We start from the raw sequence: 22,041 nt of genomic DNA, 5'->3' as shown, positions 1-22,041 counted from the left end.
AGCGACTTTAGCACTGAGTCCATGCAATACGAACCGGATTCGCACGACCTGGCACCGATCATGACCACACGGATCCGGCTTGCAACCACAGCGCCTTGAGCCAGACTATCCAGAGGCCTGTTCGTACACGCAAAAATGCAGACAAGACCTGCAGTTATCCCGGTTGTAAGCGATAAATTTGCACTGTTACGATCAACCATCGTTCGCTTGCGAACGCACCTAAAAAGACAATAAAAGCAGGGAGTTAGTAATGACTGCTCGGGTTTCATCCTCCGCTGCGACGGATTTTGACGACACCTCGGCCGATGTTCTGGCGCAGGTGCGCAACCACATCGGTCACCTCACCCTCAACCGCCCCGCCGGCCTCAATGCCCTGACCCTGGACATGATCCGCCAGTTGCAAGGCCATCTCGACGCCTGGGCCGAAGACCCGCAGATCCATGCCGTGACCCTGCGCGGTGCCGGCGATCGTGCGTTCTGCGCCGGCGGCGATATCCGCTCGCTATACGACAGCTACAAGGGCGGCGGCAAGCTGCACGAAGACTTCTTCGTCGAGGAATACGCCCTCGACCTGTGCATCCATCACTACCGCAAACCGGTGTTGGCACTGATGGACGGCTTCGTTCTCGGTGGCGGCATGGGCCTGGTGCAAGGTGCCGACCTGCGGGTGGTCACCGAGCGCAGCCGGCTGGCCATGCCGGAGGTGGGCATCGGCTACTTCCCGGATGTCGGCGGCAGCTACTTCCTGTCACGCATTCCTGGTGAAGTCGGTCTCTACCTGGGCGTGAGCGGCAATCAGATCCGCGCCGCCGACGCCCTCTACTGCGGCCTGGCCGACTGGTACCTGCACAGCGACAAGCTGGCCCTGCTGGATCAGCGCCTGGACCAGATGGAGTGGCACGACACGCCACTCAAGGACCTGCAGAGCCTGCTGGCCAAGTTCGCCGTGCAGACCCTGCCGGATGCCCCGCTGGACAAGCTGCGCCCGGCCATCGACCACTTCTTCGCCCTGCCCGACGTGTCGAGCATCATCGAACAGATGCGCGCAGTGACCGTCGCCGACAGCCATGAGTGGGCCTGGGACGTCGCCAACCTGCTGGAGACCCGTTCGCCGCTGGCGATGTCCGTGACCCTGGAGATGCTGCGTCGCGGTCGCCACATGAGCCTGGAGGACTGCTTTGCCATGGAGTTGCACCTGGACCGCCAATGGTTCGAGCACGGCGATCTGATGGAGGGCGTACGTGCCCTGCTGATCGACAAGGACAAGGCCCCGCACTGGAACCCTCCGACCTTGCGCGCACTGCAACCCGAACAGGTCGCACGGTTTTTCCATGGCCTGGATGAGAGCGAAAACTAAGTCATGCACGATATCGAATTGAGCGAAGAACAAGTCATGATCCGCGACATGGCCCGGGATTTCGCCCGCGGCGAAATCGCACCCTATGCCCAGGCCTGGGAAAAGGCCGGCTGGATCGATGACGAACTGGTCCGCAAGATGGGCGAGCTGGGCCTGCTCGGCATGGTGGTCCCGGAAGAATGGGGCGGCACCTATGTCGACTACGTGGCCTATGCCCTGGCCGTCGAGGAAATCTCGGCCGGCGATGGTGCGACCGGTGCGCTGATGAGCATTCACAACTCGGTCGGCTGCGGTCCGATCCTCAATTACGGCTCCCAGGCGCAGAAGGAAGCCTGGCTGGAGAAACTCGCCAGCGGCGAGGCCATCGGCTGCTTCTGCCTGACCGAGCCACAGGCCGGCTCCGAAGCCCACAACCTGCGCACCCGGGCCGAACTCAAGGACGGCCAGTGGGTGATCAACGGCGCCAAGCAGTTCGTCAGCAACGGCAAGCGCGCGAGCCTGGCAATCGTCTTTGCCGTGACCGACCCGGACCTGGGCAAGAAAGGCCTCTCGGCTTTCCTGGTACCGACCGACACCCCGGGCTTCATCGTCGATCGCACCGAACACAAGATGGGCATTCGCGCCTCCGACACCTGCGCGGTCACCCTGAACCAGTGCATCGTGCCCGAAGCCAACCTGCTGGGTGAGCGTGGCAAGGGCCTGGCGATCGCGCTGTCGAACCTGGAAGGCGGGCGTATCGGCATCGCCGCCCAGGCACTGGGAATCGCCCGCGCCGCCTTCGAAGCGGCACTGGCCTATGCCCGTGACCGGGTGCAGTTCGGCAAGCCGATCCTGGAGCACCAGAGCATCGCCAACCTGCTGGCCGACATGCACACCCGGATCAATGCCACACGACTGCTGATCCTCCATGCCGCGCGGCTGCGCAGTGCAGGCCAGCCCTGCCTGTCGGAGGCATCGCAGGCCAAGCTGTTCGCCTCGGAAATGGCCGAGAAGGTCTGCTCATCGGCGATGCAGATCCATGGTGGGTACGGTTATCTGGAGGATTACCCGGTGGAGCGCTACTACCGGGATGCGCGGATCACGCAGATCTACGAAGGCTCGAGCGAGATTCAGCGGATGCTGATTGCACGGGAGCTCAGGCATTACCTGGTATAACCCCTGTGCCTGTGGGAGCAGAGACTGTGGGAGCAGGATTTATCCGCGAAGCTTTTGGCGGCCTTGAGATCGGTTCGCGGATAAATCCGGCTCCCACAAAGACTGCGCCCCCAGCCTCTGCTTCTACATGCCTGCCCCTGTAGCCAGGCGCTGACGGAGCAGGCTCAACGATCTTTGAACTGCGCCTCGCGCTTGGCCACGAACGCCGCCATGCCTTCCTTCTGATCCTCGGTGGCAAACGCCGCATGAAACACCCGGCGCTCGAAACGCACGCCCTCGGACAGGCTGACCTCGAACGCCCGGTTGACGCTCTCCTTGACCATCATGCTGATCGGAATCGACTTGCCGGCGATCAGGGTCGCCACCTTCAACGCCTCGTCGAGCAATTCATCGACCGGCACGATCCGCGCCACCAGGCCACAACGCTCGGCTTCCACCGCATCGATGAAGCGCCCGGTCAGGCACAGGTCCATGGCCTTGGCCTTGCCCACGGCGCGAGTCAGGCGCTGGGTGCCGCCCATGCCCGGCAGCACGCCGAGGTTGATCTCCGGCTGGCCGAACTTGGCGTTGTCGGCGGCCAGGATGAAGTCGCACATCAACGCCAGTTCACAACCGCCACCCAGGGCAAAACCGGACACCGCGGCGATGATCGGCTTGCGTCGGTTGGCCACCCGGTCGCTGTCGCTGAACAGATCGTCGAGGTAGATCTTCGGATAGGTCAGCTCGGCCATTTCCTTGATATCGGCGCCGGCGGCAAAGGCCTTCTTCGAACCGGTCAGCACGATGCAGCCGATCTCCGGATCGGCCTCCAGGCGGTCCAGCGCCTGGTTGAGTTCACCGATGATCTGCGCGTTCAGGGCATTGAGCGCCTGCGGGCGGTTCAGGGTGATCAGGCCGACGCGGCCCTTGATGTCCAGCAGAATGGTTTCGTAGCTCATCGTTAATGTCCTTGCTCACAGGTTGCGCGAAATGACCATGCGCTGAATGTCACTGGTGCCTTCATAGATCTGGCAGACCCGCACGTCGCGGTAGATCCGCTCCAGCGGGAAGTCGTTCAGATAGCCATAGCCGCCAAGGGTTTGCAATGCCGAGGAACAGACCTTCTCGGCCATTTCCGAGGCGAACAGCTTGGCCATGGACGCCTCCACCAACGCCGGCCGGCCGCTATCGCGCAGGGCTGCGGCGTAGTGCACCATCTGCCGCGCCACGGCGATCTGGGTGGCCATGTCCGCCAGGCGGAACGCCACGGCCTGGTGCTCGACCAGGGGCTTGCCGAAACTCTCGCGCTCACGCGCATAGTCACGGGCCGCCTCGAACGCCGCCCGGGCCATGCCGACCGATTGCGCAGCGATGCCGACCCGGCCACCTTCCAGGTTCGCCAGGGCGATGCGGTAGCCCTCGCCCTCCTCGCCCAGCCGGTTGGCCACCGGCACCTTCACATCCTCGAAGAGGATCTGGCAGGTGTCCGAGGCGTGCTGGCCGAGCTTGTCCTCGACCCGCGCGACCTTGTAGCCCGGCGAGTCGGTCGGCACGATGAACGCACTGATCCCACGCTTGCCAGCACTCGGGTCGGTCACGGCAAAGACGATCACCACCCCGGCGTTCTGCCCGGAGGTGATGAACTGCTTGCAGCCGTTGATCAGGTAATGGTCGCCTTCGAGCCGGGCGCGGGTCTTCAGGCCGCTGGCATCGGAACCGGCCTGGGGCTCGGTGAGCGCGAAGGCACCCAGCATCTGGCCACTGGCGAGGGCCGGCAGGAAACGCTGCTTCTGCTCATCGTTGCCGAAGTTCAGGATCGGCACGCAGCCCACCGAGTTGTGCACGCTCATGATGGTCGAGCAGGCGCCATCGCCGGCAGCGATCTCTTCCAGGGCCATGGCATAGGCCAGGTAGCCGGTGTCGCAACCACCCCACGCTTCCGGCACCAGCATGCCGAAGAAGCCCAGCTCGGCCATCTCGCCGATGGCCTCCCGGGGGAAGCGGTGTTCACGATCCCACTCGGCAGCGAACGGTTTCAGCCGTTCCTGGGCAAAATCCCGGGCCGCGTCGCTGATCTGTTGTTGCTCTTGATTCGGTAGCATGGGAACTCCTTACAGGCACTCGACCGCGATCGCCGTGGCCTCGCCACCGCCGATGCAGATCGCCGCGATACCGCGCTTGAGCTGCTGCTGGCGCAGCGCCGACAACAGGGTCACCAGGATACGCGCGCCGGAAGCGCCGATCGGGTGACCGAGGGCGCAGGCGCCGCCATTGACGTTGACCTTCTCGTGAGGGATCTGCAGCTTGTCCATGGTCACCAGGGTAACCACGGCGAAGGCCTCGTTGATCTCGAAACGGTCGACCTGGTCCAGCGACCAGCCGGTCTTCTTCAGCAGGTTGTGGATCGCGCCCACCGGTGCCACCGGGAACAGGCTCGGGGTGTCGGCGAATGCCGCATGCCCATGGATCACCGCCAACGGCTTGAGGCCACGCTTCTCGGCCTCGGAACGGCGCATCAGCACCAGGGCCGCCGCACCATCGGAAATCGAGCTGGAGTTGGCCGCAGTGACGCTCCCCCCCTGGCGGAACGCCGGCTTGAGCGAGGCAATCTTGTCCAGCTTGGCCTTGGGTGGCTGCTCGTCATCGCTGATCAGTCGCTGTTCCTTGCCAACCGTTACCTCCAGCGGCACGATCTCGTCCCGGAAGCGGCCTTCGCTGATGGCCTGCTGTGCACGCGTCAGGGACGCGACCGCGAAGGCATCCTGGGTTTCGCGGCTGAAGCCGTTGCTCTCGGCGCAGTCCTCGGCGAAGGTCCCCATCAACCGGCCCTTGTCATAGGCGTCTTCCAGGCCGTCGAGGAACATGTGGTCGAGCACCTGCCCATGCCCCATGCGATAGCCACTGCGGGCACGGTCCAGCAGGTACGGGGCGTTGGACATGCTTTCCATGCCGCCGGCCACCACCACCTCGGCACTGCCGGCCAGCAGCCGATCGTGGGCGATGATGGTCGCTTCCATGCCCGAACCGCACATCTTGTTCAGGGTGGTGCAACGGGTGCCCTTGTCCAGCCCGGCACCCAGTGCCGCCTGGCGGGCGGGAGCCTGGCCGAGACCGGCGGGCAGTACACAGCCGAACAGCACTTCGTCCACCGCATCCGCCGCCACCCCGGCGCGCTCGACCGCCGCACGGATGGAGGCGGCGCCCAGCTGCGGCGCGGTCAGGCTCTTGAGGTCGCCCTGGAAGCCGCCCATGGGGGTACGCACGGCGCTGACGATGACAACGGGATCCTGGATAGTCATGGTTATTCCTCCTACTTGGCAGCCATGCGCAAGGCACCGTCGAGACGGATCACCTCGCCGTTGAGCATGCTGTTTTCAATGATGTGCCGGACCAGTGCGGCGTATTCGGACGGTTTGCCCAGGCGCGGCGGAAACGGTACACCGGCGGACAACGACTCGCGGACTTCCGGGGTCATGCCGGCCATCATCGGTGTTTCGAAAATGCCCGGGGCAATGGTCATCACGCGAATGCCGAAGCGCGCCAGCTCACGGGCGGCCGGCAGGGTCAGGCTGACGATCGCGCCCTTGGAGGCGGCATAGGCCGCCTGGCCGATCTGGCCGTCGTAGGCAGCCACCGATGCGGTGTTGATGATCACCCCGCGCTCGCCGCCGGCGTCCGCCTCGGTCTCGGCCATGGCCGCGGCGGCCAGGCGCAGCAGGTTGAAGCTGCCGATCAGGTTGACGTTGATCACCTGGCTGAAGCTGTCCAGCAGGTGCGGGCCATTCTTGCCGAGGATCTTCTCACCACGCACGATGCCGGCGCAGTTGACCAGCCCGTGCAGGCCACCGAAGGCGCCGACCGCCGCCTGTACCGCCGCCTGTGCCTGATCCTGCCGGGTGATATCGGCGACCGCGCTGCGGGCATTGGCTCCCAGTTTCTGCGCCTGGGCGGCGACGGCCTCGGCATTGAGGTCCACCAGCATCACCCGGGCACCGGCCGCCACCAGCATCTCGGCAGTCGCCGCACCGAGGCCGGAAGCCCCGCCGCTGACCAGGAAAGCCTTGTCTTGTATGTTCATTGCCTTGTCCTTCTTGGATATTTCGTTCTGAATGGCGAGGTTCTTGTGGGAGCGGGCTTGCCCGCGAAGCCTTGAGTGGCCTCGCGGGACTCTTCGCGGGCAAGCCCGCTCCCACAAAAGCCCCCACCAGAGCCTTTCGCGAATGTTCTGTCAGGCCCCTGCCTGGGCCTTGGCGATTTCCTGGTTGCGCAGGATGAAACGCTGCAACTTGCCGCTCGGGGTCTTGGGTAGTTCGTCGACGAATTCGATTTCCCGTGGGTAGGCATGAGCCGCCAGGCGCTTGCGCACATGCAGGCGCAGTTCCTCGGCCAGTTGCGGCTCGGCGCGGTACTGCGCATTGAGCACCACGAACGCCTTCACCAACTCGGTGCGCTCCGGATCGGGCTTGCCGACCACCGCCGCCTCCACCACTGCCGGGTGCTCGACCAGGGCGCTCTCCACGTCGAACGGGCCGACCCGGTAGCCGGACGTGGTGATCACGTCGTCACTGCGGCCGACGAAGCTGATGCTGCCGTCGGGGTTCAGCTCGACCGTGTCGCCACTGAGGTAGTACGGGCCGACGAAGGCCTTGGTCTCGAAACCCTTGTAGCCATTGAACCAGCACATCGGCGACTGGGTGCGGTCCAGGGCAAGAATGCCTGGCTGACCGACACCCAACTCCTGATGATCGTCATCGAGCACCACGATGCGATGACCAGGCGAGGCAAACCCCGCCGAGCCCACGTGCACCGGATGCTGCAGGCCATGGTGGTTGCACAGGACCATGCCCAGTTCGGTCTGGCCATAATGATCAAGAATAGTGACGTCGAGGTTTTCCGCGAACCAGCGGATCACCTCGGGGTTCAGCGGCTCGCCGGCGCTGCTGACCGCTCGCAGGCGGCCACGGATCCGGCTGGAAAACGCCTCGCCGGCGGCAATCAGCAGGCGGTAGGCCGTCGGCGAGCCGGTCAGGTTGGTGATGCCGTACTTCTCGATCACCCGGCAGGTGCTTTCCACGGTGAACGGACCGTCGTAGAAGGTGATCGGGTGGCCCAGGCCCAGCGGCCCGGTGATACCGAAATAGAGACCGTAGGCCCAGCCCGGATCGGCGACGTTCCAGAAGGCATCTTCGGGACGCAGGTCGACCGCATCGCGGGTGTAGCTCTGGAAGGCGATAATTGCCTTGAGCGGCACTTCCAGGGGTTTGGCGGGGCCGGTGGTGCCCGAGGTGAACATCAGCAGGAACGGGTCTTCGCCGTTCAACATCACCGGCTCGCAAGCCGCGGGATAGTTGTCCAGTTCGGCCCAGAAGCTGAAATCCCCGCGCACGATCCCCTGCCCCTTGGCACCGGCGACCGTGACGATGGTCGGGCAGTCGGCGACCTCGTCGAGCTTGCTGCGGTTGGCGGCGTCGGTGACCACCACCTTGGCCGCCGAGCTGTTCAGCCGGTGTTCGATGGCCTTGGGCCCGAACGCGGTGAACAGCGGCTGGTAGACCGCACCGATACGCCAGGTGGCGAACAGCGTCACCAGCAACTCGACATTGCGTGGCAGCAACCCGGCGACCTTGTCGCCCCGTCCCACGCCCTGGGCCCGCAGGAAATTGGCGAAGCGCCCGGCCTGCTCCTGCAATTGGCTGAAGGTATGGGTGGCGCTGCTGCCGTCGCGGCCCTCCCAGAACAGTGCGATCCGCCCCGGCAAGGCATGCCGGTCACAGCATTCGACGCAGGCATTGAGTGCCGTCAGAGAGCCCTTCAGGCTCATGTCGGCCACGTGTTGATAATTGAAATTCTCGGTGGCAGTCAGGTAGTCGCGCATCCCAGCAATCTCCCGGTCTTGTTATTAGAGGAAACCGTAGAAAAATCGAGGAAATAGTCGCCCCGTCAGAGACTTGGGACAATGGTCAAAGCCTTCAACCTGATTGACTGGTTTGGCCAATATGGAGGGATTGTCCAGCTCCTGGCTTAACCCATTGAGAGGCTATAGCACTGAAACTCCGGGCGCACCGCAACCTTTGTGGCGAGCGGGCTTGTCGGACACTGGTGACAAAGACGATCAAAATGTGGCAGTTCCCATCACCTGGTTGCACCACGGACCAATGTGGCGAGCAGGCTTGCCTGCGCTGGGGCGCGGAGCGCCCCCAGAACCGGCCAACGGATCGTGTCCCTAGAAGTGGTGTAACTGAACCAACCGAAGGCGCCCTGCGGGCGAAAGAGGTGGGTCATCGTGGTTCTTGGCTAACGTTGAGTTTGCGGACTTAACCTTCACCAGGAAACCACGATGACCAAGCCCACTATCGCATTGACCGAGTTGGTTGAGAAAGGGGCAGACGCTGATCTGCTCAAGCAAATGATCCAGTTTGTTGCCCAGCGCATGATGGAGTTCGACGTCGAGGGCTTGTGCGGCGCCGGTTTCGACGTCAAAAGCCCTGACCGAACAAACAGCCGCAACGGCTACCGCGATCGCCTCTGGCAAACTCGCGCTGGCGACGTTGACCTGAAGATCCCCAAGCTGCGCCAGGGCAGCTATTTTCCCGGTTTTCTCGAACCACGACGCACCGCCGAAAAGGCCATGGCAGCCGTGATCCAGGAAGCCTATATCCAGGGCGTTTCGACGCGCTCGGTCGACGAACTGGTCAAGGCCATGGGCATGTCCGGCATCTCGAAAAGCCAAGTATCCAGGCTCGCTGGCGAGATCGATGAGCGCGTCCACGCCTTCCTTGATCGACCGCTTGAGGGCGATTGGCCCTACCTGTGGATTGACGCTACCTACGTCAAGGTGCGGGAGGCCGGGCGCATCGTCTCGGTCGCCGTCATAATCGCTGTGGCCGTGAACACCAACGGCGGGCGCGAGGTGCTGGGTATGCGGGTTGGCCCGTCGGAAGCCGAACCGTTCTGGACGGACTTCCTGAGAAGCCTGATGCGACGCGGGCTGCGGGGTGTGAAACTGGTGATCTCTGACGCTCACGAAGGGCTCAAGGCCGCTGTTTCCAAGGTTTTCCACGCGACCTGGCAACGCTGTCGCGTTCACTTCATGCGCAATGCCATGGCCCATGTCGGCAAGGGCCAGCGCACCATGGTAGCGGCCTTGCTGCGCACGGTGTTTGCCCAGGACAGTCGAACCGAATGCCATCAGCAATGGCGGCTGGTGGCTGAACAACTTCGTGAGAAATACCCCAAGATCGCCACGCTCATGGACGGTTGCGAAGATGAAGTGCTGGCGCACATGGCCTTCCCGAAGGCACATCGACAGCAGTTGCACAGCACTAACCCGCTAGAACGGCTAAACGCTGAGATCAAGCGGCGTACCGAAGTGGTGGGCATCTTCCCCAACGATCCGGCGATTACACGGTTGGTTGGGGCGATGCTGCTGGAGCAGAACGACGAGTGGTGCCTGCAACGGCGCTATATGCAGTTGGAGGCCTTCGAGGCGGTCAGCGATAATCCGCAGGCCAAGCTGTCGGCCGTGATCAACTAAACGGCAAACTCAGTGGCCAGAGCCATGATGAGTTACACCACGTCCTGGGACACGATCGGCCAACGCGGTGCATCAGGAGAAATTGGGGAACCCGGGGTTGCGGCTGCCTCGCAGCCGAGTGCGGCAGTGCGGCGTCCCGACAAGCCCGCTCGCCTCAAGAGCTGTGGGTGTTTGCCGGACACCGGTGACAAAGACGATCAAAATGTGGCAGTTCCCATCACCTGGTTGCACCACGGACCAATGTGGCGAGCAGGCTTGCCTGCGCTGGGGCGCGGAGCGCCCCCAGAACCGGCCAACGCGGTGCATCAGGAGAAATTGGGGAACCCGGGGTTGCGGCTGCCTCGCAGCCGAGTGCGGCAGTGCGGCGTCCCGACAAGCCCGCTCGCCACAAAGGCTGCGGTGCCCCCCCTTTCGTTTTTACCGGGGACTAGGAGCATGGGAACGATCAGAAATGAATGGGATTATTGGCTTTCGTTGAGAATCAGGCTGCGATAATGCCCCGGATTCGAACCCGACCATTTGCGAAAGGCCTTGTAGAACGAGCTGACATCGGCGAACCCCAGCCGCGTGGCGATCTCGGCGAAGCTGATCGCCGGCTCGGCCAGCCAGGCGATCGCCAGCTCCTTGCGCACGCTGTCCTTGAGCCCCTGGTAGGTCTGCCCCTCCTCCGCCAGCCGCCGCCGCAGGGTCGATGCCGACATGCACAACTGCAGCGCCAGGCCCTCGGTTTCCGGCCACTGCTGGGCCGGCAACTGCCGCAGGTCGTGCCGGATCCGACTGGAAAAGCTTTGGGCATCGCGATACTTGACCAGGATGTTGGCCGGCGCATGCCCGAGAAAACGCTGCAACTCCTGGGGGCTGCGCTTGATCGGCAGGTCCAGGCAATCGGCCGCGAGGATCATCCGTGTCCGTGGTCGGGCAAAGCGCAGGTTCTCGGAAAACATCACCCGGTAGTCATCGCAGTAGTCGGGTGCCTCACAACGCAGCTCGATAGCCAGGATCGGAATCCGCCGCCCCGCCAGCCAACAGGCCACACCGTGGACGATCATCCAGTAGGTGAAATAGGTGAACGGTCGTCGGGCCTCGTCTTCAGGCTCTGCAAGGACGATTTCGGCCAGGCTCTGCTGGGTCACCAGTTGCGCCGGCAGCCGCTCGAAGATCAGCGAGAGGAATTCCAGCACCGCTTCCAGCCCGGCCCTCACCGTCGGCTGCGCCATGCCGGTCCGGCACAGGTAGGCAAAACTGCCGGCCCGCAGCCTGCGCGGGTCCATGCCGAAGAACTCGTCATCGTTGCGCCGCGCGAGCAGACGCCACAGGCGCGCATAGTCACTGGCCGGTACCCGGGCCTCGGGCCGGTGCAATAGAGCCGGGTCGATTCCGACCTTGCCCAGGACCTCTTCGGTGGCCACGCCCGGGGCGCAACTCTGCAGCAGTGCCTCACGCACCAGATGGATGGAGATGGTGTCTTTTTCCGACATTGGCCGTTGCCCGAGCCTTGTGCTGTTCCTTGTGACGGCCATCTTAGGCAGCGCCAAGCAAAAAGCCAGCCTGCTGCGTCGATAAAGCCAGTTTCAACATCGGCAACTGCATTTTGATATTATCCCCCGCCAACAACGGAGCGGTTTTTCAAGGAGCCTTGGCGGTATGGTCGCGGTAGCAGTGTCGAATACAACACCCGGGACTTGCCGATGAGTTGCTGGGAAATTTTAGGACTACCATCAGACGCCGATACCCGTAGAATCAAGCGTCAATACGCCACCTTACTCAAACAGACCCGCCCGGATGATGACCCGGAGGGTTTCCAGCGGTTGCGCGAAGCCTATGAACAGGCACTGGACTGGAGCAGCCCGATGGCTGAGCTCGAGTTTTCAGCAGCGCCAACCGTTTTCGTCGAAACCACCCCATGCACCAGAGAAACCGGTCTGCCCCGCAAAGACCCAGGCCCCAGCGCAGCACAGCAGGCAGCCAGCGAACTGCTCGACGGCATCACTGCGCAACTGCTGGATGAACGTTTTGCCCGGGCGGCCCTCTATTGCTGCCAGGCGGAGTTCGAAGAGCAACTGTTACAACTTTGCCTGGAGCCCTCGCCTCAGAGCCGGGCGCTGATCCAATGGGCCCTGAAGCAGTTTCAGTGGCTTAGTCCATGGCAGGAGGGTGTACTGCCTACTCAGGCCTTGCAACAACTGCAGCATAAACTGTTCGTCGACGTACGACAGACACTGCTCCAGACTCTGGCGTTGGGTGACCTGAACAGCTTTCGCCAGATGTATGAGCAATTCAGACAATCGTCCTGGATGCAATCACTGGAGCGGCGCAGACAGTACGGACGGCTGTTGGCTGACGTACTTCTGGAGTCAGCTTTCTGGTCATCGGAACTGTTCGCCGAGTTATCGCGACTGGAGAACTGGGAAGACGACGCCAGATACGTGGTCAACCCCGAGAGCTACTGGCAAAGCCTGCTCAAACGCAGCCGAACCGAGGCTTTCGTGGAAGAGCAGAAGCGTCTGGCGGCTCTTGATGACCGTACACCGGAATCAAGGGCCGCACGATTGCTGTTCGGTGCTCTGGCGTCCAGTGAACGCATCGTGCACGCCCGCAGAATGCGCAAGCAGGACTGGATCGCCTGCCAACATCTCAGCGAAGTCGTCTACAACCAATACCCGCAACTGCGCAAGAGCATGCCTGAGGGCGATCCTTTCTTCTGGCGCCCCCTGGAAAGTGCACTGACGGATTGGCCGATGTACATGGCCGCAGTCGTGTCCGGGGCAACTTGCGCCATTGCCCAGTTCGGTCTTTCGATGGCGGATGCCGCCGCAGTCTTGTCCGGAACTCTCTTCTGGAGCGGCATGTTCGCTGGCTGCACCTGGCTGTTTCTGAAGTTGTGGCGAGCACTGATTGACCCTGCTTCAGGCTTGGAGCAACACCTGACCACGCGTTTATCCAATTGGCTAAGCCCTCGCCGTCCTGCCCCCTTGCTACTAAGGGAAATCGTACCGTGCTGGTTGCTGGGTTGCGCGGTGGCATTCTCCGGAGGATTGGCCGCACTGCTCGCCTACACAGGCTGCTTGCTGGCCATTGGCGGACTGCAGCGGGTTCGCGAGCATTTTCTATGGCCAGCCCGTGCCTATCGATCCATGCCCTCGTCAGTGCTGACCCGCTCGGCACTGTTCGCAGGCGCAGTTCTGCTCCTGATAGTGGGCATGATCGCCTATGGCAACCATATCCGACTGGGCCGGGACCAGGGCCTGCAGCCATGGCCTGAGCGGCTATGCACGCGCTCCCCCGACCTGCCCGAATGCAGAGCGTCCTCGAGTCGGGTGCAGTGGTACGCAGAGCAGCGCAAACAGGAGCCAGGCCAATGAATCGCAAGGCACGGATGTACTTGCTGATCGGCCTGGTAGTAGCCATGCTGGCTAATCTCTCAACAGCCAAGTACTCAGTACTGGATGCTGTCTGGAACTGGCTAGGAATCCTGCCAAGCACTGAAAACGACCAGGCAGCAGCCATGAAGCCCTTGGTCGACTGCCTGCGCAGCGTAGATGTCGAATGGCGAAACGCGTATACACGCTACCAGAAGATCACTTCTACCCAGCAGAGCAGCGATCACGACGGTAGACTGGTCGCTATTGACACCCAGGGACAACGGAACAAGATGATGTTCGCAGGCCAACGCTCGCGCATTATCGCCTGCCTGCCAGACGAAGGCGATCGCCAGGCGCTGGCAAGGATGCTGCCAGGGTTTTCCCGGTACCTGACAGCCTGGATCAGGGTCAGTGAAGTGACCGAGACCTTCAACTTTTACAGCTACCTGCTTGCGCCGCCCCTGACAGCCGAGGAGAAGGAGCACCTGGACCCAACCTTCCGCCCTCTGGCCGAGGACTTCCTCAAGGAGTCCGACCAGTTGCGCCGCGAGATCGTCGCCCAAGACCTGAGGATTCGTCAGGTACAACTACGACAGATAGAGGCTCGCTTCGGGCAGGACCAGCATTGGCACCTGTTGAACTTCATGCTCCAGGCCAGGCTGAACCTTGATCAATTGACAAAAGCCAGTGCCGAGCACAACCTGACACCCACGCTGTTGAGCGGTCTTATCGAGAATGTGAAAGCGGCCCATGCTGCCGGAACCAGCTACATGCAGGCACATCCTGCCACCAGCAGCGACAAGTCGGTCCAAGGCATCTGGGAGCACCTCCACACACCCGCTACAGATTACTTCAAGGCGTTGGATAGCCTCAGGGACGATTGGACAGCGCAACGCGACTCGTTGTATCTGGACGATGATCTGGAAAAAATCCAGACCACCTACGATGCCTTGCTCATTCGCTACAATCAGGAGGTCCGTGGCCGCTACTGATGCCCACGCCAGCACGCCCGTCAGACCGCCACAGACTTCATCGCCCGTGACCTATAGTCAAATGACCGGCCACGATGACCGGTCATTGCCACCTGACAAGGGAGAACCGTCATGAGCGTCAAAGCGATACCGGAGGGTTTCCACAGCATCACCCCCTACCTCGGCGTCAGCCAGGCCGCAGCAGCCATCGACTTCTACAAGAAAGCCTTCGGCGCCACGGAAGTCATGCGCCTGGCGATGCCCGATGGCAGCATCGGCCATGCCGAACTGCGTATCGGCGATTCACCACTGATGCTGGGCACACCCTGCGAAGATGGACCGTTCGTCAGTCCGCAGGGCCACACTTCAGTCGGCATTCACCTGTACGTCTCGGACGTCGACAAGCAGTTCGAAACCGCCACGGCCGCTGGTGCCACGGTGATCAAGGAGGTCCAGGACCAGTTCTACGGCGACCGCAGTTGCACGCTCGCAGACCCATTTGGCCATGTCTGGTTCCTGGCCAGCCACAAGGAGGACGTGCCACAGGCCGAACTCGAGGCACGACTCGCTGCGTTGTACGAGCAGCCTCAAGGCTGAAGCATCGGTCTCATCCGCGACCAGCAACACACTTCATGAACGAGCGCACCACGCTTTGCGCCTTGCCCCTGGCGCTGTGGGTCTTAGGATGTCGGCAACAATAACGAGGAGTCACTTCCATGTTCGCCGGATTCGAGAAAGACCAGCGCCACGTCAACGGTGTGGACATCGCCTACCGCATTGGCGGCAGTGGGCCAGGCCTGTTGCTGTTGCACGGCCACCCACAGACACACGTTATCTGGCACAAGGTCGCGGGCGAGCTTGCCAAGCATTTCACCGTGGTCGCCGCCGACCTGCGCGGCTACGGTGACAGCAGCCGGCCAGCGGCCGACGAGCAGCACCTGAACTACTCCAAGCGCGAAATGGGCCGCGACGGCGTCGAGCTGATGCGCGCCCTGGGCTTCACGCAGTTCTCGATCCTGGCCCACGACCGTGGTGCCCGCGTCGCCCATCGCCTGGCACTCGACCATCCCGAAACGGTGCAGCGCATGGTCCTGCTGGATATCGCGCCGACCCTGTCGATGTACGCCCAGACCAATGAAGCCTTCGCCCGCGCCTACTGGCACTGGTTCTTCCTGATCCGCCCGGCACCGCTGCCGGAGAGCCTGATCGAGGCCAACCCGGAACAGTACCTGCGCAGCGTCATGGGCAGCCGCAGCGCCGGGCTCAAGCCATTCACCGACGAAGCCTTCGCTGAATACATCCGCTGTCTCAGTCTGCCTGGCAGCGCACGTGGCGTCTGCGAGGACTATCGCGCCAGCGCCGGCATCGACCTGGAACACGATCGCGCCGATCTCGCTGCCGGGCGCAAGCTGAACCTGCCACTGCTGGCCCTGTGGGGCGCCGAGGGTACGGTCGGCCGCTGCTTCGACCCACTGCACGAATGGCGGCAGGTCGCCACCGATGTACGCGGCAAGGCACTGCCGGGCGGTCATTACCTGGCCGAGGAAATTCCGCAGGAACTGCTGGACGAAGTCTTGCCGTTCCTGCGCTGAAGTACCGGCCACCACCGATTTGAAACACCCCTTCCCCATGGGCCGCCGTGACGGCCCATGACGGGATCGGCTTGCCTGAAACTCTGGAGATAATAAAAATGACAATCAGAAAACTGCTGGGAACCCTGTATATCCAGGTCGTCATCGCCATCGTGCTGGGAGTGCTGATCGGCAACCACTGGCCGCAGACCGGTGTCGAGCTCAAGCCCCTGGGTGATGGTTTCATCAAGCTGATCAAGATGATCATCGGCCCGATCATCTTCTGCACCGTAGTCTCCGGCATCACCAACATGCACGACGTGAAACAGGTCGGGCGGGTCGGTGGCAAGGCGCTGCTGTACTTCGAGATCGTCTCCACCCTGGCCCTGGCCATCGGCCTGCTGGCCGCCCACGCCCTGCACCCGGGCTCGGGCTTCAACGTCGACGTGAAGACCCTCGACTCCTCGGCCATCGCCAGTTTCGTTGGCCAGGCCCAGCACGGCGAAGGCGTGACCGGCTTCCTGCTGCACGTGATCCCCACCACCTTCTTCGATGCCTTCACCCAGGGCGAGATCCTGCCGGTGCTGTTCGTCTCGCTGCTGTTCGGCCTGGCGCTGGTGATGGCCGGTGAGAAAGCCCGGCCGCTGGTGGGCGTGATCCACCAGGCCAGCGAAGTGTTCTTCCGCATCGTCGGCATGATCGCCCGGGTCGCCCCCGTGGGTGCCTTCGGCGCGATGGCCTTCACCATCGGCAAGTACGGCCTGGGCTCGCTGCTGCCGCTGATGAAGCTGGTGGGCACCTTCTACCTGACCGCGCTGATCTTCATCACCTGCGTGCTGGGCAGCATCGCCCGCTATGCCGGCTTCAGCATCCTGCGCCTGCTGGGCTACATCAAGTCGGAGCTGCTGATCGTACTCGGCACCAGCTCATCGGAATCGGCCCTGCCGCAACTGATCCAGAAACTGGAGAACCTCGGCTGCTCCAAGGGCGTGGTGGGCATCGTGGTACCAACCGGCTACACCTTCAACCTCGATGGCACCAACATCTACATGACCCTTGCGGTGCTGTTCCTGGCCCAGGCAACCAACATCGACCTGACGCTGGAGCAGCAACTGACCCTGCTGGCGGTGACCATGCTCACCTCCAAGGGCGCCGGTGCGGTGGTCGGTGCGGGTTTCGTTGCGCTGGCCGCCAGCCTCGCCGTGGTGCCGACCGTGCCGGTGGCGGCCATGGTGCTGATCCTCGGCGTAGACCGGTTCATGGCCGAGTGCCGCTCACTGACCAACATCATCGGCAACGCCGTCGCCACCCTGGTGGTGGCCGCCTGGGAAGGCCAGCTCGACCGCGAGAAAATGGCGCCGATCGCCCTCGGGCACGAGCGCAAGGCCCTAGCCAGCCAGCCCGCCGAGTAAGGCTCATGGCCTCGCACCGTCCTCGTAGGAGCCGGCCGGGCGGCTCCTACAGTGACCGCGCCAGGTTCTTACCTTGTGGGAGCCGGATTCATCCGCGAAGCTTTTAGCGATTTCAGTGACCTCTTCGCGGATAAATCCGGCTCCCACAAGTCCGACTCCTACAGTGAATCCGACTCCTGCAGTGAGTCCGGTTCCTGGTGGTCCTGCTCCCCGGCACCACGACCAACGATGCTATTCTGGCGGCTTCTGCCGCCAGTGTTCGTTGCCTTGCCCATGAACCCAAAGAAAGACACCGTGCCCCTGCCCGAAGACCTGCGCGTGTTCCTGACCGTCATCCGCAAGACCGGCTTCGCGGCCGCAGCCGATGAGCTGGGGCTGTCGCCCGCCTACGTCAGCAAGCGCATCCAGATTCTCGAAACCACCCTCGCCACTCGCCTGCTGCACCGTACCAGTCGCCGTATCGCCCTGACCGAGGACGGCGAGCGGGTGCAACGCTGGGCCGTGCGCATCCTCGAGGACTTCCAGCAGCTCAGCGACGAGCTGTCCGAAGCCCATGACAGCCCCAGCGGCCGCCTGCACCTGTGCAGCAGCTTCGGCTTCGGTCGCAACCATGTGGCACCGGCCCTGTCGCTGCTGGCCGAGCGTTATCCGGCACTGGAGATCCGCCTGGACCTGTTCGATCGCGTGGTCGACATCGTCAGCGAGGGTTTCGACCTGGAAATCCGGGTCGGCGATGATATCCCCGGGCAACACATCGGTCGGCGCCTGGTCAGCAACCGTCGGGTCCTGTGCGCCGCTCCCGCCTACCTGGAACGGCGAGGCATCCCGCAACAGTTGAGCGACCTGGAGCACCATGATTGTCTGGTGCTCAAGGAGCGCGACAACGCCTTCGGCATCTGGAACCTGGAATGCGACGGTCGCCAGGACAGCGTGCGCGTACGCGGGCCGCTGTCCTCCAACAGCGGTGAAATCGTGCTGCAGTGGGCACTGGACGGCCGCGGCATCCTGCTGCGCTCGCTGTGGGACGTCAAACCACTGCTGGAGCAGGGTCGACTGGTACAGGTGCTGCACGAGCACACCCAGAGCGCGAATGTCTGGGCGGTGTATCCGACACGGCTGGCCTACTCCGGAAAACTGCGGGCGTGCGTGGAGTTCCTGCAGGAACACTTCCGGCAATTGTCGCTCTGACAACCGGCGCCAGCCATCGCCCTGGCGCTGTCCCCGAAATGCCACGCAGCTGCCGAAAAAAATCTTCAGCCCTTTCAGGTGCCCTCTACTCTCATGCCATTGCCAGTGATGGCAGGCCGTGATCGGCCACAGTTCCACACCACAAGGAAGTTGCATGATGAAAAGCACCAGAGCGTCCATCGCCGGCCTGGCGGCTGCCTTCGGCCTGTCGTTTTGTGCCGCCGCCCAGGCAGACCAAGGCAGCGAAACCGTCGCCCGCCTCTACCAGCTCTACAACGATACCCGACAGGATTGTGGCGGCCCCTCCAAGCCGGCGTTCCTCTGTTCCGGGGTCCTGTTTCGTGCCACCTGGCCCTCCACCGACTACCAGTTCTACAGCATCAGCCCCAAGAGCCAGGCCAGCGGCGGCGTCTCCGCCTCGTACCTGCGCAAGGATGCGAAGTACCGCAAGCTGGCCTACGGCCTCACCAGCGGCTTCATCTTCGACACCATCTTCGGCAACCCCCGGGATCACCAGGACTACGCGGTGCTGTGCTCGTTCGCCATCGATGCCGCCACCGACGATCGCCAGCAGGCCGGCTGCACCGACTCACGACGCACGCCCGCCAACGTGGAGAAGTACTGCCACGAAATCGGTGTGACCACCGCCGAGCAATGGGGAGCCAACTACCGCCAGAACGGCGGCGATCATTCGCGTCAATGTGCCTTCGACGTCCGCGATGAACGCAACAGCGCCGCCGGCCCGGCCTTCTACCAGAGCATTCGTGCGATGGCACAGATCGCCACCGAGTCCTTCGGCACCCAGAACGAGCTGCGCCTGGCCAAATGGGAGGAAAAGCCACCGCTTTCGCCTTCGATTCTCGCGCTGTTCTACACCGAGGACAGCGGACTGGAAGGCGCCCGCCTGAACCAGATCCAGTGGTACCGGGCGACCCAGCGCTACCTGCCGCTGATCAACATGAAGCTGCCGCAAACGCCGCAGCAGGATGCCACCTTCCTCTACGACAGTAAGAAACAGGTGATCTACCCCACCAGCGAGCGCAACAGCTGCGAGCGTTATGTACAGAGTGCGGTGTGGGTGGAGCGCGACGATCCGGGCTTCGGCAAGAAGATCATGACGCTTGAGGTGACGCCGACCGACTGCGGCCGGAACATCCGGGACAACCAGACCAACAACTTCTTCAATGAACTGGCCGCGGCGCAGTACCTGAACCCGAACTGGAAGAACAACCCGGACAACCGTGACAGCACGGTCGGCAGCATGCGCCGGCAACTGGTCTGTCACTTCAACATCGCCCGCAACAAGCCGCAGTGGAACCTGGAGCCCTCGCGGCCCTACACCTCCAACGAAGACTCTATCGCCAAGTCCTGCAACAACACCTGAGTCGCCTGGATGGGTGATCGCCTCCTGAACCTGGGGGCGGTCACCCCAAGCCTCACTTCAGCCAGGGATTGGCCTGCAGGTGCGAGCGCTCGAACGCCTCGATCTGCTCGCGGCGCTGCAAGGTGCTGCCGATGGCATCGAGCCCGAGCAACAAGGCGGACTTGCGCAGTTCATCGATCTGGAAATCGATCACGCTGCCGTCCTGCAGGCGGATCTGCTGGGCCGGCAGGTCAATCGAGATCTCGGCGCTCTGCGGCTGGCTGACCACCCGCCCCAGATGCTGCGCCGTCGCCTCGTCGAGGGTAATCAGCAACACGCCGTTGCGCTGGCAGTTGTCGTAGAAAATCCCGGCAAAGCTGCTGCCGATCAGCGCCCGGATGCCCACCTGCTTCAGGCCCCACACCGCATGTTCACGACTGGAGCCGCAACCGAAGTTCGGCCCGACCACCATGAAGCTCGCCCCCTGCCAGGCCGGTTGATTCAGCACGAACTCGGGATTGGGCTCGCCCGAAGGCAGCAAACGCAGGTCGAAGAACAAGCCACGGTCCAGGCCGTTGCGGTCGATGCCCTTGAGAAACTGCTTGGGCATGATCACGTCGGTGTCGATATTGGCAGCCAGCATCGGCGCGGCCTTGCCGGTGACCTGGGAAAACGGTTGCAGGCTCATGGGCGTTGCTCCAGGGAACGGATATCGGTCAGGCGCCCGGCAATCGCCGCGGCCGCCACCATCGCCGGGCTCATCAGGTGCGTCCGGGCACCGGCGCCCTGGCGACCTTCGAAGTTGCGGTTGGTGCTGGAAGCACAACGGTCGCCCGCCGCCAGCACATCGTCGTTCATCGCCAGGCACATCGAGCAGCCGGACTGGCGCCATTCGAACCCGGCCGCGATGAACACGGCAGCCAGCCCTTCGGCTTCGGCCTGGTCGCGAACCTGGGTCGATCCGGGCACGATCATCGCCCGTACATGCCTGGCAACCTGCCGCCCCTGCACCACTCGGGCCGCGTCACGCAAGTCCTCGATGCGGGCATTGGTACAAGAGCCGATGAACGCATGACTGATGGTGATCTCGTTCAACGGCATGCCGGCTTCCAGGCCCATGTAGCTCAGGGCCCGGCGCATGTCCTGGCGCAGGATCGGATCATCGAGGCTGTCCGGGTCCGGTACCCGCGCGCCGATGGGCGCCGCCTGGTCCGGGCTGGTGCCCCAGGTGACCATCGGTTCCAAGGTCGTGGCGTCGAGGTGTACTTCGCGGTCGAACCGCGCGCCGGCATCGCTCTTGAGCTCGCGCCAGCGGGCAACGGCCTGGTCCCACAACTCGCCCCGAGGGGCTCGCGGCTTGTCCTTCAGGTAGGCGAAAACCTTCTCGTCCGGGGCCATGAAGGCTCCGCGGGCACCGGCCTCCACGGCCATGTTGCAGATGGTCATGCGCGCCTCGACGCTCAACGCATCGATGGTCGAACCGCAGAACTCGATGGCATAGCCAGTCGCACCGGAGGCGCCGATCTCACCGATCAGCGCCATGATCACGTCCTTGGAGGTCAAGCCTTTAGGCAACTCGCCATCGACGGTCACGCGCAGGGTCTTCAGGCGCTTGTAGACCAGTGTCTGGGAGGCCAGCAGATGCTCGATCTCGGAGGTGCCGATGCCGAAGCCGAAGGCGCCCAGGGCGCCATAGGTGGTGGTGTGACTATCACCGGCGGCGACCACCATGCCCGGCAGGATGAAGCCCTGCTCCGGGGCGACCACGTGCTCGATGCCCTGGCGCTTGTCGAGCACATCGAACAGCTCGATGCCGAAATCGGCGCAGTTCTCGCCCAGGTAGGACACCTGCCGGGCGCCACCGGCATCCGGCATGGCGGCGATGCGCCGGGGTGCGGTGGGGTTCACATGATCGACCACGGCCAATGCCGTCTCCGGCCGCCACACCTTGCGCCCGGCTTCACGCAGGCCACTGAAGGCCTGTGGGCTGGTGTATTCATTGATGACCTGGCGGTCGACGTACAGCAGGACATGGCCCTGGTCATCGAGGCGGCACACCGTATGGGAATCGATGTGCTTGTCGTAGAGGGTTCTTGTTGGAGTCATGGTGGCGCTCGCAGGAATGAAGGTACGCGAGGCCGTCGGATCA

The 22,041-nt window shown here is 63.2% G+C and carries 18 protein-coding genes; 10 read left to right on the top strand and 8 right to left on the bottom strand.

The features are described 5' to 3' along the window. Positions 1 to 250 precede the first annotated feature (250 nt). Both HU752_RS14260 and HU752_RS14255 read left to right on the top strand, forming a co-directional pair. Positions 251 to 1,357: an enoyl-CoA hydratase/isomerase family protein gene (locus tag HU752_RS14260; protein WP_186689068.1), complete on the top strand. Its 1,107-nt coding sequence runs from the start codon at positions 251 to 253 to the stop codon at positions 1,355 to 1,357. 3 nt (positions 1,358 to 1,360) lie between these two features. Then, positions 1,361 to 2,512 carry an acyl-CoA dehydrogenase family protein gene (locus HU752_RS14255; protein ID WP_186689066.1) on the top strand — a complete coding sequence of 384 codons (1,152 nt, stop codon included), beginning with the start codon at positions 1,361 to 1,363 and terminating at the stop codon, positions 2,510 to 2,512. Positions 2,513 to 2,676: 164 nt separating this feature from the next. Here the strand turns inward: HU752_RS14255 and HU752_RS14250 are convergent, their stop codons facing one another. The 5 genes from HU752_RS14250 to HU752_RS14230 form a co-directional block, all read right to left on the bottom strand. After that, positions 2,677 to 3,450, bottom strand: a complete 774-nt coding sequence (locus HU752_RS14250; RefSeq protein WP_186689064.1) for an enoyl-CoA hydratase — start codon at positions 3,448 to 3,450, stop codon at positions 2,677 to 2,679. A gap of 15 nt (positions 3,451 to 3,465) precedes the next feature. Beyond that, complete coding sequence (locus tag HU752_RS14245) at positions 3,466 to 4,593, bottom strand: acyl-CoA dehydrogenase (protein ID WP_186689062.1); 1,128 nt, start codon at positions 4,591 to 4,593, stop codon at positions 3,466 to 3,468. Positions 4,594 to 4,602: 9 nt separating this feature from the next. Then, positions 4,603 to 5,790, bottom strand: coding sequence for an acetyl-CoA C-acyltransferase (locus HU752_RS14240; RefSeq protein ID WP_186689059.1), 1,188 nt, complete (start codon positions 5,788 to 5,790; stop codon positions 4,603 to 4,605). A gap of 11 nt (positions 5,791 to 5,801) precedes the next feature. Further along, on the bottom strand, positions 5,802 to 6,569 hold the full coding sequence (locus tag HU752_RS14235; protein WP_186689058.1) for an SDR family NAD(P)-dependent oxidoreductase: 768 nt from the start codon (positions 6,567 to 6,569) through the stop codon (positions 5,802 to 5,804). 150 nt (positions 6,570 to 6,719) lie between these two features. Continuing rightward, entirely contained in the window at positions 6,720 to 8,366 is a 1,647-nt protein-coding gene (locus HU752_RS14230) for an AMP-binding protein (protein ID WP_186689057.1), read from the bottom strand. Between the two features lie 462 nt (positions 8,367 to 8,828). On the opposite strand from HU752_RS14230, the gene HU752_RS14225 reads away from it, so the two are divergent. Next, positions 8,829 to 10,025, top strand: a complete 1,197-nt coding sequence (locus tag HU752_RS14225) for an IS256 family transposase (RefSeq protein ID WP_217838491.1) — start codon at positions 8,829 to 8,831, stop codon at positions 10,023 to 10,025. Between the two features lie 461 nt (positions 10,026 to 10,486). On the opposite strand, the gene HU752_RS14220 is transcribed toward HU752_RS14225, so the two are convergent. Beyond that, complete coding sequence (locus HU752_RS14220) at positions 10,487 to 11,503, bottom strand: AraC family transcriptional regulator (RefSeq protein WP_186687738.1); 1,017 nt, start codon at positions 11,501 to 11,503, stop codon at positions 10,487 to 10,489. Between the two features lie 210 nt (positions 11,504 to 11,713). On the opposite strand from HU752_RS14220, the gene HU752_RS14215 reads away from it, so the two are divergent. The 7 genes from HU752_RS14215 to HU752_RS14185 all read left to right on the top strand — a co-directional run bounded on the left by HU752_RS14215 (position 11,714) and on the right by HU752_RS14185 (position 19,913). Beyond that, positions 11,714 to 13,387, top strand: coding sequence for a J domain-containing protein (locus HU752_RS14215; RefSeq protein WP_186687740.1), 1,674 nt, complete (start codon positions 11,714 to 11,716; stop codon positions 13,385 to 13,387). Further along, positions 13,384 to 14,379: a DUF3829 domain-containing protein gene (locus HU752_RS14210; protein ID WP_186687742.1), complete on the top strand. Its 996-nt coding sequence runs from the start codon at positions 13,384 to 13,386 to the stop codon at positions 14,377 to 14,379. Before HU752_RS14215 ends, HU752_RS14210 begins: the two co-directional genes overlap by 4 nt. A gap of 111 nt (positions 14,380 to 14,490) precedes the next feature. Then, positions 14,491 to 14,955: a VOC family protein gene (locus HU752_RS14205; protein WP_186687743.1), complete on the top strand. Its 465-nt coding sequence runs from the start codon at positions 14,491 to 14,493 to the stop codon at positions 14,953 to 14,955. Positions 14,956 to 15,074: 119 nt separating this feature from the next. Further along, complete coding sequence (locus tag HU752_RS14200; RefSeq protein ID WP_186687744.1) at positions 15,075 to 15,950, top strand: alpha/beta fold hydrolase; 876 nt, start codon at positions 15,075 to 15,077, stop codon at positions 15,948 to 15,950. 98 nt (positions 15,951 to 16,048) lie between these two features. Beyond that, positions 16,049 to 17,341, top strand: a complete 1,293-nt coding sequence (gene dctA / locus HU752_RS14195) for a C4-dicarboxylate transporter DctA (protein WP_186687752.1) — start codon at positions 16,049 to 16,051, stop codon at positions 17,339 to 17,341. 273 nt (positions 17,342 to 17,614) lie between these two features. Then, the gene (locus HU752_RS14190) at positions 17,615 to 18,529 is read left to right on the top strand and encodes a LysR substrate-binding domain-containing protein (protein ID WP_186687754.1); all 915 of its coding nucleotides are present in this window, start codon (positions 17,615 to 17,617) and stop codon (positions 18,527 to 18,529) included. Positions 18,530 to 18,686: 157 nt separating this feature from the next. Continuing rightward, complete coding sequence (locus HU752_RS14185; protein ID WP_186687756.1) at positions 18,687 to 19,913, top strand: DUF2599 domain-containing protein; 1,227 nt, start codon at positions 18,687 to 18,689, stop codon at positions 19,911 to 19,913. A gap of 52 nt (positions 19,914 to 19,965) precedes the next feature. On the opposite strand, the gene leuD is transcribed toward HU752_RS14185, so the two are convergent. Beyond that, the gene (gene leuD, locus HU752_RS14180) at positions 19,966 to 20,580 is read right to left on the bottom strand and encodes a 3-isopropylmalate dehydratase small subunit (RefSeq protein ID WP_186687758.1); all 615 of its coding nucleotides are present in this window, start codon (positions 20,578 to 20,580) and stop codon (positions 19,966 to 19,968) included. After that, positions 20,577 to 21,998, bottom strand: coding sequence for a 3-isopropylmalate dehydratase large subunit (leuC, locus tag HU752_RS14175; protein WP_186687760.1), 1,422 nt, complete (start codon positions 21,996 to 21,998; stop codon positions 20,577 to 20,579). Before leuC ends, leuD begins: the two co-directional genes overlap by 4 nt. Positions 21,999 to 22,041: the final 43 nt, after the last annotated feature.

Source organism: Pseudomonas vanderleydeniana, assembly GCF_014268755.2.
In the GTDB taxonomy this organism is placed as follows: domain Bacteria; phylum Pseudomonadota; class Gammaproteobacteria; order Pseudomonadales; family Pseudomonadaceae; genus Aquipseudomonas; species Aquipseudomonas vanderleydeniana.
Note: the sequence above shows the minus strand (reverse complement) of the source record. Positions and strands in the feature narration are given on the sequence as shown.